9 protein-coding genes and 1 pseudogene are annotated in these 16,133 nt (G+C 64.4%); 6 read left to right on the top strand and 4 right to left on the bottom strand.

The window, feature by feature from the left end:
- The first annotated feature begins 171 nt into the window (after window positions 1-171).
- Window positions 172-1,068, top strand: a complete 897-nt coding sequence (locus EJ077_RS26140; protein WP_208697427.1) for a LysR family transcriptional regulator — start codon at window positions 172-174, stop codon at window positions 1,066-1,068.
- Between the two features lie 2 nt (window positions 1,069-1,070).
- On the opposite strand, the gene EJ077_RS26135 is transcribed toward EJ077_RS26140, so the two are convergent.
- The 4 genes from EJ077_RS26135 to EJ077_RS26120 all read right to left on the bottom strand — a co-directional run bounded on the left by EJ077_RS26135 (window position 1,071) and on the right by EJ077_RS26120 (window position 8,463).
- Window positions 1,071-2,327 carry an Hsp70 family protein gene (locus EJ077_RS26135; RefSeq protein WP_208697425.1) on the bottom strand — a complete coding sequence of 419 codons (1,257 nt, stop codon included), beginning with the start codon at window positions 2,325-2,327 and terminating at the stop codon, window positions 1,071-1,073.
- 170 nt (window positions 2,328-2,497) lie between these two features.
- Window positions 2,498-3,283, bottom strand: a complete 786-nt coding sequence (locus EJ077_RS26130) for a TIGR02186 family protein (RefSeq protein WP_208697423.1) — start codon at window positions 3,281-3,283, stop codon at window positions 2,498-2,500.
- Window positions 3,283-4,206 carry a sulfite exporter TauE/SafE family protein gene (locus EJ077_RS26125; protein WP_208697421.1) on the bottom strand — a complete coding sequence of 308 codons (924 nt, stop codon included), beginning with the start codon at window positions 4,204-4,206 and terminating at the stop codon, window positions 3,283-3,285. The genes EJ077_RS26130 and EJ077_RS26125 overlap by 1 nt, the downstream gene beginning before the upstream one ends.
- A gap of 192 nt (window positions 4,207-4,398) precedes the next feature.
- Complete coding sequence (locus EJ077_RS26120; RefSeq protein WP_208697420.1) at window positions 4,399-8,463, bottom strand: peptidoglycan-binding protein; 4,065 nt, start codon at window positions 8,461-8,463, stop codon at window positions 4,399-4,401.
- A gap of 454 nt (window positions 8,464-8,917) precedes the next feature.
- Between EJ077_RS26120 and EJ077_RS26115 the strand changes: the two genes are divergently transcribed.
- The 5 genes and pseudogenes from EJ077_RS26115 (at window position 8,918) to EJ077_RS26095 (ending at window position 16,132) form a co-directional block, all read left to right on the top strand.
- Window positions 8,918-9,379, top strand: a complete 462-nt coding sequence (locus EJ077_RS26115) for a MerR family transcriptional regulator (RefSeq protein WP_127279760.1) — start codon at window positions 8,918-8,920, stop codon at window positions 9,377-9,379.
- Between the two features lie 268 nt (window positions 9,380-9,647).
- Window positions 9,648-11,437: pseudogene (locus tag EJ077_RS26110) on the top strand (acyl-CoA dehydrogenase).
- Between the two features lie 46 nt (window positions 11,438-11,483).
- Entirely contained in the window at window positions 11,484-12,656 is a 1,173-nt protein-coding gene (locus tag EJ077_RS26105; protein WP_208697418.1) for an acyl-CoA dehydrogenase family protein, read from the top strand.
- A 34-nt stretch (window positions 12,657-12,690) separates the two neighbouring features.
- A complete protein-coding gene (locus tag EJ077_RS26100; protein WP_208697416.1) occupies window positions 12,691-13,899 on the top strand; it encodes an acetyl-CoA C-acetyltransferase in 1,209 nt (402 codons plus the stop codon).
- Between the two features lie 13 nt (window positions 13,900-13,912).
- Entirely contained in the window at window positions 13,913-16,132 is a 2,220-nt protein-coding gene (locus EJ077_RS26095) for a 3-hydroxyacyl-CoA dehydrogenase NAD-binding domain-containing protein (RefSeq protein WP_208697415.1), read from the top strand.
- The last annotated feature ends 1 nt before the right edge of the window (window position 16,133 follow it).

The following is a 16,133-nucleotide window of genomic DNA, read 5'->3' as shown; positions in this document are numbered from 1 at the left end:
CGGATCCCGCGGGTCCAATGCGCAAGCAGGGATCTGAACCGCCCGATCTTTGTTCTCTGCGATCTGCAGGCCAATTTTTTCTAACTTCGGCTGAAAAAGTAGAATAAACCTATCGATCCGTCTAATCAGTTGTTCTTGTAAATTCGATCGATATTGGTTCTTAATGCAGGTATGACCCTGGACCAGTTGCGCATTTTCGTCGCCGTCGCAGAGCGCGGCCACATGACCAAGGCAGCCGAGCTTCTCGGCATTTCCCAGTCGGCCGCGTCGGCGGCCATTCGCGCGCTGGAAGACCAGCACGGTGTCCATCTGTTCAACCGCGTCGGCCGCAACATAGAGCTGGCCCAGACCGGCCACCGGTTCCTGCCCGAGGCCAAGGCCGTGCTCGAGCAGGCCGCCGCCGCCCGCAACGTGCTGGAACATGTTTCGCAGACGGTCGCCGGCAGCCTCTCGATCGCCGCCAGCCTGACCATCGCCAGCTACTGGCTGCCGCGCCGGCTGGCCTCCTTTCACGAGGCCTATCCGGCCGTCAGGCTTAGCGTCACCATCGGCAACACAAGACAGGTCGAGGCCAGCGTGCTTGATGGAACCGCCGATCTCGGCCTGGTCGAAGGGCGCACCGAATCCGACATATTGCGCCGCGCCAAGGTCGATACCGACCGGTTGATGCTGGTCGTTGCCAGCTCCCATCCGCGGATCGCCGAAATCACGCCGGGCCGCCCCGACATCACGGGCCTGCGCTGGATCATCCGCGAAGGCGGGTCCGGCACGCGCGAGGTGCTGGAGGATCTGGCGCGGCGCGAGGGGATTTCACTTGCCGACCTGCAGATATTCCTGGTGCTGCCCAGCAACGAGGCGGTTCGCCAGGCCGTCGAAGCAGGCGCCGGCGCGACCATCATTTCGGAGCTGGTCGTCGGGCACGCGGTCGCCGAGGGGAGCCTGAGAGCCGTGCCGATCGAATTGCCGAAGCGCGACTTCGCCATGATCACCCATCGCGACCGCCAGGCAAGCCTGGCCCAGATGGCACTGAAGGCGCATCTGGCTGCCGAGATGAACGCGTCAGCGTAGCATCAGCCGAACTTCCGCTGCGCATCGAGCGCCAGGCCAAGCCCGACCGAGCCGAACATATCGCCTTCCATGACGGAAGCCTGCGGCACCAGCGACAGGATTTCCCGCCTTGCCAGCGGGATCGCCGTCGATCCGCCGGTCAGGAACACCGCGGTGATGTCGGACGGCTTCACCTGCGCGTCGCGGATGGTCTGCGCCACCGTTTCGGTGACCCGCTCGATATCCCGGGCGATCGTGGCCTCCAGCCCGTCGCGCGTGATCCCCGCGGCGAACGCGGCGTCCGGCAGCCTCACCGCCACCTCGGCGGATGAATTGTCGGTCAGTTCTATCTTGGCTCTTTCGACCAGCGCCGCCAGAGCGTGCCCGTAGCGGTGCTCGACGATATGGATGAAGCGGTCGACCAGGTCGGCGCGCACGGCCTCATAGCGGATCTGGCGCAAATGCGTCATCGCCTTGGCGGTGTAGACCAGGTTGATACGCTGCCATGTGGCGAGATCGATGAAGTAGCTGGCCGGCAGATTGCGCTTGCCGTCCTTGGTCGCGGAGAGGTAGCCGAGCTGCGGCATGACATGGGCGATACTCAGCAACCGGTCGAAATCGGTGCCGCCGATATGGATGCCGCGGCTGGCCAGGATGTCGTCCTTGCGGTCGGTCGATCGCGAGCGCTCCGGCGAGACCCGCACGATCGAGAAGTCGGACGTGCCGCCGCCCATGTCGATGATCAGCGCCAGTTCCTCGCGCCTCACCTTCTGCTCGTAGTCGAGCGCCGCCGCGATCGGCTCGAACTGGAAAGCGATGTGCTTGAAACCCTGGGCACGGGCAGCCTTCTCGAGCTCGCCTTGCGCCTTCGCGTCGGCTTGCGCATCGTCATCGACGAATTGCACCGGGCGGCCGAGTACCACGCTTTCCACCACGCTGCCGGCGTCCTCTTCCAGCCGCGTCTTCAGATGACCGATGAACAGGCCGATAATGTCGATGAAGCCGATCTGGCGCGCCTTGATACGCGTCTTCTCGTGGGCGAGCGAACTGCCGAGCACACTCTTCAGCGAGCGCATCAGGCGGCCCTCGATGCTGTCGGTATAATCGCCGATCGCGCGACGACCGAAATAGGTGTGGCCGTCCTCGAAGTTGAAGAACACGGCACTTGGCAAGGTGGGCTGTTCGCCCTCCAGCGGGACCAGCCGCGCCCTGCCGTTCCGGATCACGCCCACCGTGGAATTGGACGTGCCGAAGTCGATGCCGCCGAATGCCTGATGCATTGCAGCCTCCTGTCATTGTTTCGTCGCGGCAAAACAGCGGCGACGCATCGCGCTGTCATCCGGAAGGCCGGACCGCTCTTGCGAATGGTATGTGCGTGTTTGCCCTTGGGCTGGGAGGCGGCGGTTTATCGCATGGTGGGGAAAAGGGGAACCCCTCTTTTCCCCGAGCATCAATCTTTGCGGAACACCAGCCGGCCGAGCCAGCCTGTTACCATGGCCAGCGATATGGCGAACACGCCGTAGAGGAACGAATAGTCGTGGGCGACGCGGAAGATCGATTGTTCGAAGCCCGATTTGCGGATTTCGAGCTGCGCCGAACTCTCCTTGATGAACAGGCCGCTCTTGAACAGGAAGGCACGCGCCTTGTGGGTGCCGACCGGCACATTCGGTGCCAGCCTGACCGTGGCGCGAAACAGGTTCTGCGACAGGAATTGCACGCCACCGACATTCTCGCTGTAGAGGCCGGCGGCGGCCTTGCGCTCCCGCAGTGCCGCCGTGAATTCCTCGATCGTTGCCGGGCTGTCACCGGCATCGGCGGGCTGCATATAGAGATTGGAGGCGCCGAGCGACAATTGCTTGTAGCTGTTGGGTTCGGTGATGTCCTGCAGCGGCCGCGTCGTCGCCACCGAATAGGACACCGGCACATTCTCGAAGGTCTCGGAATCCAGATTGATCCAGACGCCCAGCACCCGGTCCTTGCGGCGCACCACCACCGGTTTGGGTGGCCCTTCGAGCACGACGATGACGTCGTAGCGGCCCTGGCGTGCCACCAGTGGGTCGGGATTCTCCAGCGAACCGAAAATGGTCAGGTCGGCGCCGGAAAAACCGGCGGTGATCGACACCGCGTCGGTGGAGAGGCCGATCTGGATGCCTTCCGTCAATGGCGTCTGCGCCTTCGCCGGCGCGGCGGTCAGGGACAGGAGAGCGACGGTTGCGAGCGCCTTCATGCCTTTCATCAGTTGAGGCCCAAGCCGGACAACGAATAAAGGTTGGGCGGCGTGACGAACAGATCGGTCGCGAGCCGGATCGCCACCGCCAGCACCAGCAGTGCCAGCAGGGCTCTCAATTGCTCGCCGCGCAGCCGCTGGCCGGCCTTGGCGCCATACTGCGCCCCGGCCACGCCGCCGGCCATCAAAAGGAAGGCCAGCATCACATCGACGGTCTGGTTGGTGGTGGCGTGGACCAGCGTCGTGTAGGCGGACGTGAAGATGATCTGGAACAGCGAGGTGCCGATGACGACATTGGTCGGCACTTTCAAGAGATAGATCAGCGCCGGCACCATGATGAAGCCGCCGCCGACGCCCATGATCGACGACAGGAAGCCGATGCCGGCGCCAAGCCCGAGCACCGGAATGACGCTGACGAACAGTTTCGACGCGCGGAAGCGCATCTTCAGCGGCAAGCGGTGGATCCAGTTGTGCTGGCCGGATTTCTTCAGCACAGGTGCCGCACCGCTGCGCGTGGCGCGCAGCGCGTTGATGCTCTCGACCAGCATCAGCCCGCCGACGGTGCCGAGCAGCACGACGTAAAGCAGCGAGATGAACAGGTCGAGCTGGCCGAGCCTGCGCAGGAAGCCGAACACGTAGATGCCGGCGGTGGAACCGACGATACCCCCGGCGAGCAGCACGCCGCCGAGCTTGAAGTCGAGCGTGCCTCGCTTCATGTGCGAAAGGACGCCGGAGACGGAAGAAGCGATGACCTGGTTGGCGCCGGTGGCGACCGCGATCGCCGGCGGGATGTTGTAGAAGATCAAGAGCGGCGTGATGAGAAAGCCGCCGCCCACCCCGAACATGCCCGACAGGAAGCCCACCGCGGCGCCCATGGCCAGCAGCACGAAGACGTTGACGGAAATTTCCGCGATCGGGAGATAGATGCCCACCCGTCAGTCTCGATCAGTTTGCCTGTCGGCGAATAAAGCCGTTGCGGGCAGTATCGCATCGAAAAGCCAATTTTCTCTTGCGCCGACGCGGCAGCGGGGTCAAACCCCGCCACCGCGCCGAAACAAAAAACAACTCAATCAGTTAACAGGCAAATGTATGGCAAGGGCGTCGTGGAAACGACGCTTCTGCCGTTATTTGCGCGCCAGCAATGCCTTGACCAGTTTCTCGTCGACCGCGCCGGTCGCCGGCAGCTTGTTGGCGGTCTGGAAAGCGATGATCGCGTTCTTGGTTTTCTCACCCATCACGCCGTCGGCGCCGCCGGCGTCATAGCCGTTCTTGTTGAGGATGAGCTGGATGTTCTTGACCGCCTTCTTCATATCGATGCCGGCGGTCGTCTGCGGCGTGCCCTCCTGCCAGGATTCGGGAATGTCCACCGAATTGGCCGCCGCGTTGAGCGGCTTGGCCTTCCACAATTCTGTCGCGGCGCGCGCCCGCTCGAGCTGCTCGGGCCGCAGCGCATTGGCGATCTCGTCGCGCTTGGCCGCGGCATCCTTGTCGCCGGTCTTGGCGACAAGCGCGAACCATTTGTAGGACTCTTCCAGGTTCTGCTTCATGCCGACGCCCTTGGCGGCGAGGATGCCGAGATTGAACTGGCTGTCCTTGACGCCGAGGTCGGCGGCCTCCTGGAACCAGTGCGCTGCCGATTCATTGTCGGTCACGCCGTCAGCGGCCATGGCGAACAGCACCGCCAGATTGTGCATGGCGCTGGCGTTGCCCTGCGCGGCGGCGAGCTGGTACCAGGTCTTCGACTTCTTGATGTCGCGTACGACGCCGATGCCCTTCTCGTAGAAATTGCCGATGCGGTATTCTGCCGGCGCGAAGCCGAGTTCCGCCGATTTCTCGTACCATTTGGCGGCCGCCGGCATGTCTTCCTTGACGCCGCGCGACTCGGCGTAGCGCGAGCCGACCTCGAACAGTGCCTTGGCGTCGCCACCGGCGGCGGCGTCACGCAAAGCAACGGGGCCGGCTTCGGCCGGGATGTCGAACTTGGTCGCGGCTGTCGTCGCCGGCTTGTCCATGGGCGCAACGGTGCCGGTCGTGTCGTTGGCCGTTGCCTCGGCGGCTGCCGTTGGCGCGGCTGATGTAGGTTGGGCATCGGCATCCGTCGCCTGCGTACCGCTGGTGACGGCGGCTGGTGCCGGATCCGTTAAGGTAGGAGCAGCGGTCATCGGAGCAACAGGCGCCGGCGAGGCCGAAGCCATCGCGTCGGGAGCCATGGCCGGCGCGACGGGTGCTGGAACGGGCTCGGCGGTAGGCGCGGGCATCGCGTCCGTATCCGACGGCATGGCCATGATGGTCTGCGCCGCCATGTCGTCCTTGCTTGCCGGCGCGGATTGTTCCGCCTGCCTGACGGTAGGGGCCGGCGCGCTGTCCGTCGCCGCCGGCTGGACCTCGGTCTTCGGCTGGCTAGCGGTATCGAGAGATGCCGTCTTCACCGGCTGCGCGGCGACGATCGGGGCCGCCTCGTTGTCTGCCACCTGGGCGGGATCCGAAAGAAACGCCTTGCCGAGCTGCAGGCCGGCAAGCGCCAGCATGATCGCTGCCGCCGCCATCAGGATCGGCTTGCGCCGCGCCTTGAGCAAGTCGCCTATCCTGAGCGCCTTGACCGGGCCTTTCATCGTCGACTGACGCTTCAGGGCGTCGGCTTCGGCCGCGGCCGCCTGAGCCGCGCGCCGGGCAGCGGCGATGAAATCCGATTTCGCCGCGTCGCTGTCGCCGGGCTTTGCCGGTTGTCCCCGCTCGTCGCGCACGCGCTTCATGATGGCACTGAGGTCGGGCGCGCCGGAGCCGGGCTCCAGCGGGCGGTTGGCGACTTTCGGGTCGAGCGGCTCGTCGAGATCGACACTCGGGATATCGGCGCTCGGCGTCGGGCCGGCCTGCGGCGGAACATCGGCCGCCTTCCTGCCCTTGAAGGCGCGCGCCAGCCCGCCGAACATCGACTTGCGGCCAGCCGGCCGGTCTTTTCCGGTGGTGGCGTCGGAACCGAGTGCGGCCATCGCGGCGGCGGCGGCGGCTTCCGCGGGCGAGCGCGCCCCCGGCCGGGCAGAAAAGCCCGATTCGACCTGCAGTGCCGGCTCGCCTGATGAGGCAGGCTCGGCGCGCAATATCGCCGCGGTACGCGCGTCCAGATCGGCCATGTCGCCGGTCAGCGGCTCGTCCATGGTCATCGACGGTGCGTTCACCGCCATCTTGGACCGCCGTGCGCCACGCCAGCCGGCCGGTTCGGTCGCAGCCGCATCCAGGAGTTCGCTTACCGCTTCGGACGGGTCGCTGGTTTCCAGCGAACCCAGCCTGTCGACGATCTTGAGCAGTGTATCGTGAATGGCCTCGAAGGTACGTGAATTGCGTTCGTCGGAACGCCGCGTCAGTGTCTCCAGCGTCTTCAGATCCTGGGCGAGGCCGGAAACCGCAGCCGTATTGGTGCTCGTTCCGGCCAGCGAGCGCACCGCGTTCTCGGCCGCCTCGCGTGCGGCGCCGAGGATGGAATCGCGAGTCCCGGCCAGCGCTTTCTCGATTTCGTTGAGGCGCGGGCTGATGTCCTCGAAGTCCGGCAGCGGCGTGCTGGGCTTGGAAAGATGCGCCGACAGGCCGGCGACCTGCGCCTCCAGGCTGCGGATCAGCGCCGGATCGATGCCGGCCACCTGGGCCGCCGAGGCGTCCAGCCGGCTTGAGATATCCTCGAGCCTGCTTTCCAGCCCGCGGATCGCCGCCTCGCCGGCGGGATCGGGAGCGCGCGTTTCCATGCGCTTGGCCAGCGCGGTGAAGCGGGCATCGATGGCGTCCATGATGCCAGCGCTGTCGACCTGCGGCATGCTGCGCTGGTCCAGCCGGTCGGCAACCTCGTCCAGGCGGCGCTCGAGATCGCGAAACAGCATGTTGCCCTGTTCGATGGCGTCGCCCTGGCGACGCTCCATCATGCCGGACAGCACGTCGAAGCGCTGCTCCAGCCCGTGGAAGATATAGTCGGCGTCGGGCATCGCCGGCGCCTGATCGATCTTGTCGGCGATCAGCGCGATCTGCTTGGCGAGCCGTTCCATCGCCTGCTCGGGCAGGTTGGCGCGGCCGGCAAGGTCGTCGACCCGGCTCGACAGCGTGTTCAGCCGGTCGATCACGACATTGCCGGGACGGTCCTGCGCCACTTCCTCGATCTGCTGGGCGAGCGAGTCGATCCGCTTTTCGATGCGCTCGAAGGCTTCGTGGTCGATTGAATTCGCCTGTGCGGCGACTGTCGAGGCCACGATGGCGCGGGAAATCTCGTCCAGCCGCTCGTCGATCATGGCCAGCGTGCCGCCGCCGCGATTGTCCTGCTGGCTGGCGAAATGGTCGACCGCGCCGGCCAGCGTGCGGACCTTTTCCTCCAGCGAACGCAGCGACAGCGATTCCGGCAGGTTGTTGACGGCGTTGCTGATCTGCTCCAGCCGGTCGGTCAGCGCCGCGAGGGCGGGATCGTCGGAGCGCTTGCGCTGGTCGGCGTCGACGCGGTCCTCGAAAGCTGTCCAGCGGCGGTCGAAGTCGTCCCAGCGGCGGTCGACCTTCTGCACGCTCTCCTCGCGCGCCAGCGTGTCGAGCGCGGCCTTGACCTGCTCGAGCTCCAGTCGCAGCAGGTTGACACTCCTGTCGTCACTATTCTCCGACAGCGATTTGATGGCGCCGGACAGCCGCTCGAATTCCACGCCGAGTTCGGCGCTGCCCTTGCCTGTCGCGCCGGGCTTGGCGTTCGCCTGGAAGGCGCGGTCGATGTCCTTGCGCAGCGCGTCGAATTCGCGCTGCAGCCCTGAAGTCACCTGGTGGCGCAGTTCCTCGCGCATGCCGCGCAGCTCGCCGGCGATCTTGCCGACCATGGCGACGCTGTCTTCCTGGCCGCGCACGCGGTCGATGTCGCGCGCGATCGCCTGATAATTCTGGTCGAAGGCAGGCGAGGGCGCCGGGTTCTGCGCACGCGGTGCCGGCTGCGGATCCTCATACCAGCGCTGCTGGGCTGTCGGCTGTGCGGCGGGATAACGCGGATCGGCGGCTGGGTAACGCGGGTCTGCGCCATATTGGCGAGGTGCGGGCCTTGCCGTCGCGTCGTCACGCGTCTGCCCCAGGCGCTGTTCCAGCGTCTCCAGCGAGCGGTTCAGCTGCTCGAGCGTTGTCTGCGGCTTGCGCTGCCTGCCGGCATTGAGTGTATCGAGGTAGGACCGCTTGCTGTTCATCGGTGCGTCCGTCTTTCAGATTGGCCGGCTTGCGACCAGCTCCCCAAGTCCCTGCCGGAACGAGGCGACCGCGCTTCCATGCCACGGTGGAAGACAAGCTTCCCGGGTTTCACCCGCGCTCCGAAAAACCGTGAAAATTCGATACAGGATAACCACGGGTAGCCGACACGCGCACATTTCGCCCAACGTGGTAAACAACGCGTTAACCAAGCTTAAGAAGTTGCAAGGAAGTTGGCAGTCGCGACTTCCGGTGCGGCATAAAGCACCCTTCTCAGAACGCCCTTGCGTCATGAGGCGGCTATCGGTATAGAATTGACGTAAACGTAAATGGCGCACCAACTGTGCTGTTTTGCGATTTGTTTGTCGAAACCACGGCCGGAAGCACGCCCCCGCTTCCAGTCAGGCGACGCATGGTCCAGGACCGCGACGCCACCAGACGGGGAAGCCAGTGACCATGAAGCTTATCTCGGCCGGCGAGACCGCGGCCAATACCAATAATGCATCCGTCGAAGCCGGCGAGGATCTCTCCCGCATCGGCGAAATGGCCAAAAAGTACGGCGTGACGCTGCGCACGCTGCGTTTCTACGAGGACAAGGGCCTGCTCAACCCGCAGCGCGACGGTTCGACCCGTCTCTATACGCGCCGCGACAAGGCCAGGCTGAAGCTGATCCTGCTCGGCCGCAAGGTCGGGTTCTCACTGCGCGACGTCAAGCAGATGATGGACCTCTACGATCCGACCGGTTCCAACACCAAGCAGTTGCGCCTGGCGCTGGACAAGTCGGAGAAGCAGCTCGCTCGCCTGCAGAAGCAGCGGGCACTGATCGACGACGCCATCAATGAGCTCAGCGGCTCGATGTCGGCGGTACGCCAGATGTTGGCCGAGCGTTCGGCGCCGCAGGCGAGCGTCGCCAGCTAAGCCGGTCTGCTCAAGCCGACCTGTCGGCCCTTCACCATCAAAGCCGCGTGGCCATGCCGCGCGGCTTTTCGCTATCTTTGGCCTGCTGTTTCACCCTGGCTTGCGCAATGCCGCAACGCTAGGCGCGCGCCTGGCGGCGGAAATCTTGTCGCATCGAAAATATTGACGTTTACGCAAACGTCAATATTTGCTATTGCGGCTTCGACATTGGCCCGCTTGCCGCGCACGGCTTGATTTCGGGGCCTAATCCGCATGGTGGAGGAAAAGCATGCCGATCTACAGGGCCCCGGTCCAGGACACGCTGTTCGTGCTCAACGAAGTGCTGGGCTATCAGCGCTATTCGAACCTTCCCGGATTCGCCGACGCTACGCCCGACGTGCTGGAGGCAATTCTCGCCGAAGGGGCCAAGCTCGCCGAGAACGTCATGCATCCGCTCAACCGTGTCGGCGACATGGAAGGCTGCGTGCGCCATGACGACGGCTCGGTGACCACGCCCAAGGGCTTCAAGGAAGCGTTCGACCAGTATCGCGAAGGCGGCTGGATGGGTCTGGCCGCCCCGTCGAGTTCGGCGGCCAGGGCCTGCCCTATGCCGTGCACACGGCGGTGGCCGAATACATGGTGTCGGCCAACATGTCGCTGATGATGTATCCCGGTCTGACCCAGGGCGCGATCGCCGCCATCATCACCCATGGCACCGACGAGCAGAAGGCGACGTGGCTGCCCAGGATGGTCGAGGGCACCTGGACCGGCACAATGAACCTGACTGAGCCGCATTGCGGCACCGATCTTGGCCTGCTGCGCACCAAGGCGGTGCCGAACGGCGATGGCACCTACAAGATTTCAGGCCAGAAGATCTTCATCTCGGCCGGTGAGCACGACATGTCGGACAACATCATCCATCTGGTGCTGGCCCGCATCGAAGGCGCACCGGAGGGCGTCAAGGGTATCTCGCTGTTCATCGTACCGAAGCTCAAGCTCGACGCCTCGGGCAATCCGGGGACAAGAAACACCGTTTCCTGCGGTTCCATCGAGGAGAAGATGGGCATCCACGGCAATTCGACCTGCGTCATGAACTATGACGAGGCCGAAGGCACGCTGCTGGGCGAGGCCAATGGCGGCCTCAAGGCGATGTTCACGATGATGAACGAGGCCCGTCTCGGCGTTGGTCTGCAGGGCCTTTCACTGTCGGAGATCGCCTACCAGAACGCCGTCGCCTACGCCAAGGACCGTTTGCAGGGCCGCTCGCTGTCAGGCCCGAAGGCGCCGGACAAGAAGGCCGATCCGATCATCGTTCATCCCGACATCCGCCGCTCGCTGATGACCATGAAGGCCTATAACGAGGCCGGTCGCGCACTGGCGCTGTGGACTGCGATCAAGTCCGACATCGCGCACCGCTCCGCCGACGACAAGGATCGTCAGGCGGCCGACGACTACACCGGCCTGATGACGCCGGTGGTCAAGGGCGTGCTGACCGACAAGGGCTTCGACCACGCCGTCATGGCGCAGCAGGTGTTCGGCGGCCACGGCTATATCGAAGAACACGGCATGAGCCAGTTCGTGCGCGATGCCCGCATCGCCATGATCTACGAAGGCGCCAACGGCATCCAGGCGCTCGACCTCGTCGGCCGCAAGCTCGGCTTGAATGGCGGCCGCGCCATACAGGCCTTCTTCAAGGAGGTCGGCGAATTCTGCGAGGAAAATCGCTCCGACGAGAAGATGGTGCCCTTCACCAAGGGTCTGAAGAAGGGCCTCAACGATTTGCAGGCGGCGACCATGTGGCTGCTGCAGAACGGCATGGCCAAGCCCGACAATGCCGGTGCCGCCTCGACCGACTACATGCATCTCTTCGGCCTTGTGGCGCTGGGCTACATGTGGGCGCAGATGGCCAAGGCCGCACTCGGCAAGACCGGCGCCAACGGCACCCAGTCTTTCTACGACAACAAGGTGGTGACGGCGCGCTTCTTCATGGAGCGGATCATGCCTGAGACGTCAGCGCACCTCGCCCGCATTTCGAGCGGCGCCGATACTCTGATGGCCCTGCCGGCGGAAGCGTTCTAAACTCGGCCCGGCTAGCCTTTCTGCCTGTCGATACGCGGAGGAAATCGTGGCGACAAATCCCGCCGAAGTGCTCTCCTTGCCAAAGCCCGCCTGGGCGGCCGACGAGGTCGGCATGCTCTACGACATGGCGACCCGCTTCATGTCGGAGGAGATCGCACCGCGCTACGACGAGTTCGAGAAGAACGAGATGGTCGACCGCGAGAGCTGGCTGAAGGCAGGTTCCGCCGGCCTGCTCTGTGCTTCGATGCCGGAGGAGTATGGCGGCTCGGGCGGCACCTTCGCCCATGAGAGCGCCATCATCGAGGCGATCGGGCATGTCGGCGTCGACGGCTTCGGCATCGGCCTGCACAACTCGATCGTCGCTCCCTACATCCTCCATTACGGTTCGGAGGAGCAGAAGAAGAAATGGCTGCCCAGGCTCGCCACCGGCGAACTGATCGGCGCCATTGCCATGACCGAGCCTGGCGCCGGCTCCGACCTGCAGGGCGTCAAGACCCGCGCCGAGAAGGACGGCAACCAGTACAAGATCAACGGCTCGAAGACCTTCATCACCAACGGCCAGCTCGCCAACTTCATCATCGTCGTCACCAAGACCGATCCGGAGAAGGGCGCCAAGGGCACTTCGCTGATGGTCGTCGAGACCGACGAGGTCGAAGGCTTCCAGCGCGGCCGCAACCTCGACAAGATCGGGCTGAAGGCCAACGACACCTCGGAACTGTTCTTCAACGATGTGCGCGTGCCGACCGCCAACCTGCTCGGCCATGAGGAGGGACAGGGCTTCGTCCAGCTCATGCAGCAATTGCCGCAGGAGCGGCTGCAGATCGGCACTGGGGCCATCGCCATGATCGAGCGGGCGCTGGCGCTAACCATCGACTACGTCAAGGAGCGCAAGGCCTTCGGCAAGGCGATCATCGACTTCCAGAACACCCAGTTCAAATTGGCCGAGCTGAAGACCGAGGCCACCATCGGCCGCGTCTTCTACAATGACTGCGTCACCCGTCACATCAATGGCGGCCTCGATCCGGTCACGGCCTCGATGGCCAAGTACTGGCTCTCCGACCTGCAGGGCAAAGTCGTCGACGAATGCCTTCAATTGCACGGCGGCTATGGCTACATGAATGAATATCCGATCGCCCGCATGTTCCGCGACGCTCGCGTCCAGCGCATCTACGGCGGCACCAACGAGATCATGAAATTGCTGATCGGACGCTCGCTCTGAGCAGCTCTCTTCAGCGAACCCAAGGAGCATGAAAATGGCCGAAGCTTATGTCTATGACACCGTGCGCACGCCGCGCGGCAAGGGCAAGAAGGACGGATCGCTGCACGAGGTGCCGGCGGTGCGGCTCGCCGCCAGGACGCTCGAGGCACTGCGCGACCGCAATGGGCTGAACACCGGCACGGTCGACGACATCATCTTCGGCTGCGTCGACCCGGTCGGCGAGGCGGGCTCCGTCATTCCGCGCGCCGCCGCCTTCGAGGCCGGCTACGACACCAAGGCGCCCGGCATGCAGATCTCGCGCTTCTGCGCCTCCGGCCTCGACGCCATCAATTTCGGCGCCGCCAAGATCGCGCAGGGCGCCGATGAAATCGTCATCGCCGGCGGCGTCGAATCGATGTCGCGCGTCGGCATGGGCATGTCCGGCGGCGCCTGGTTCATGGACCCCTCGGTCGGCCTGCCCGGCTGGTTCGTGCCGCAAGGCATTTCGGCCGACCTGATCGCCACCAAATACGGCTTCTCGCGCGACGACGTCGACGCCTACGCGGTCGAGAGCCAGAAGCGCGCCGCGAAATCCTGGGCCGATGGTCGCTTCAAGAACTCGGTCATCCCGATCAAGGACCAGAACGGTCTCACCATTCTCGACCATGACGAGCACATGCGGCCGTCGACCGACATGCAGTCGCTCGCCTCGCTCAACCCGTCCTTCGTAATGCCTGGTGAAATGGGCGGTTTCGATGCGGTGGCGGTGCAGAAGCATCCCGAGGTCGAGGAGGTCAACCACGTCCACCACGCCGGCAACTCGTCCGGCATCGTCGATGGCGCCGCCGCCGTCCTGCTCGGCTCGAAAAAGGCCGGCAAGGCCATGGGCCTCAAGCCGCGCGCGCGCATCCGCACTTTCGCTAACATCGGCTCCGAGCCGGTGCTGATGCTGACCGGCCCGGTCGACGTCACCGAGAAGCTGTTGAAGCGCGCCAAGATGAAGCTGTCGGATATCGACCTGTTCGAGCTCAACGAGGCCTTCGCCTCGGTCGTATTGCGCTACATGCAGGCTTTCGAGATCCCGCACGACAAGATCAACGTCAATGGCGGCGCCATCGCCATGGGCCATCCGCTCGGCGCGACCGGTGCGATGATCTTCGGCACGGTGCTGGACGAACTCGAGCGCCGCGACTTGAACACCGCGCTGGTAACGCTCTGCATCGGTGCCGGCATGGGCACCGCAACCATCATCGAACGCGTCTGACGGGGAGAGAACGATGAGCTACACCAATTTCACCCTCGACACCGACGCCGACGGCATCGTGCTGGTCACCTGGAACAGCCCTGACCGCTCGATGAACGTCTTTACCGAAGAGGTGATGCGCGAGTTGAACGCCATCGTCGACAAGGTGGCTGGCGATGCCGCCATCAAGGGCGCGGTGATCACTTCCGGCAAGGACAGCTTCTCCGGCGGCGCCGACATCACCTTGCTGCAGAAGATGCTGACCAGCTTCGCCGCGGACAGGGTCAAGGATGTCGAGAAGGCGACCAAGGCGCTGTTCGACAATGCCGGCATCATGACCGGCCTGTTCCGCAAGCTGGAAACCTGCGGCAAGCCATGGGTCTCGGCGATCAACGGCACCTGCATGGGCGGCGCTTTCGAAATGTCGCTGGCCTGCCATGGCCGTGTCGCCGCCGACTCCGACAAGGTCAGGATGGCGCTCCCCGAGGTGAAGATCGGCATCTTCCCCGGTGCCGGCGGCACCCAGCGCGTGCCGCGGCTGACCGACCAGCAACAGGCGTTGCAGATGCTGACCTCCGGCCAGACGCTGTCGCCGCAAAAGGCGAAGGCGATGGGCCTGATCCATGAGATCGCCGAACCGGCGAAGCTGGTCGAGACCGCGAAGACGATGATCAGGAACGGCCTCAAGCCGGTGGCGCCGTGGGACGAGAAGGGTTTCAAGCTGCCCGGCGGGCCGGTTTATTCTGCCGCCGGTGCCAATCTGTGGCCGCCGGCCATCGCCATCCTGCGCCGCGAGACCCATGGCAATTACCCGGCCGCCGCGGCGATCCTCAAATGTGTCTATGAGGGCCTCCTGGTGCCCTTCGACACCGCGCTCAGGATCGAGCAGCGCTATTTCACCGAGATCATGCAAACCAAGGAAGCGGCGGCGATGATCCGTTCGCTGTTCGTGTCGCTGCAGGAGCTGAACAAGGGCGCGCGCCGCCCGGCCGGCGTGCCGGACACCAAGTTCAAGAAGATCGGCATCCTCGGCGCCGGCTTCATGGGCGCGGGCATTGCCTATGTCACCGCCAAGGCCGGTATTCCTGTGGTGCTGCTCGATCGGGATATGGACTCGGCGCAGAAGGGCAAGGCGCATTCCGACAGCCTGGTCTCTGATCAGGTCAAGAAGGGCCGCGCCAAGCCCGACGAGAAGGACAAGCTCCTGTCGCTGATCACGCCGACGGCAGACTATGCCGACCTCGCCGGCTGCGACCTCGTCGTCGAAGCGGTGTTCGAGGATTCCGCTGTCAAGAAGAACGCCACCGAACAGGCCGAGGCCGTGCTGAAGTCGTCGGCGATCTTCGCCTCCAACACCTCGACCATTCCGATCACCGGCCTCGCCAAGAATTCGGCGCGGCCGAAGAATTTCATCGGCATCCACTTCTTCTCGCCGGTCGACAAGATGATGCTGGTCGAGATCATCCTGGGCAAGAAGACCGGCGACAAGGCGCTGGCCACGGCGATCGACTTCGTGCGCGCCATCAAGAAGACGCCGATCGTCGTCAACGACACGCGCGGCTTCTACGTCAACCGCTGCGTGCTGCGTTACATGTCGGAAGCCTACAAGATGCTGATCGAGGGCGTGCCCGCGCCGATGATCGAGAATGCGGCGAAGGCCGCCGGCATGCCGGTCGGTCCCTTGGCGCTGACCGATGAGACGGCCATCGACCTCGCCCAGAAGATCATGAAGCAGACCATCAGGGATCTCGGCGACAAGGCCGTCGACCCCCGGCAGATGGCGCTGATCAACACCATGGTCGACGACCACGGCCGTTTCGGCCGCAAGAACGGCAAGGGTTTTTACGACTATCCGGCCAAGCCCGCCAAGAAGAAGCTGTGGCCGGGCTTGAAGGACCTCTATCCGCAGCTTGATGCGGAGAAGGTCGACTATGAGGAACTGCAGCAGCGCCTGCTGGTCACCGTCGCGCTGGAAGCGGCGCGCGTGATGGAAGAGGGTATCGTGACCGACCCGCGCGAGGCCGATGTCGGCTCGATCCTGGCCTTCGGCTTCGCGCCCTATACCGGTGGTGCGCTGTCTTATATCGACGGGATCGGCGCCAAGCGGTTCGTCAAGATCGCCAAGGGCCTGCAGAAGAAGTATGGCGCCGAGTTCAAGACGCCCAAGCTGCTCCTCGACATGGCCGAGAAAGGCGAGACCTTCTACGAACGCTTCGATCCCTATGCCAAGGGCGACGTGAAGCAGGCAGCCTGAT

The sequence above is a fragment of the Mesorhizobium sp. M8A.F.Ca.ET.057.01.1.1 genome (genome assembly GCF_003952565.1).
Classification (GTDB): domain Bacteria; phylum Pseudomonadota; class Alphaproteobacteria; order Rhizobiales; family Rhizobiaceae; genus Mesorhizobium.
The sequence above is the reverse complement of the archived record's forward strand: the minus strand, read 5'-3'. Positions and strand labels throughout refer to the sequence as shown.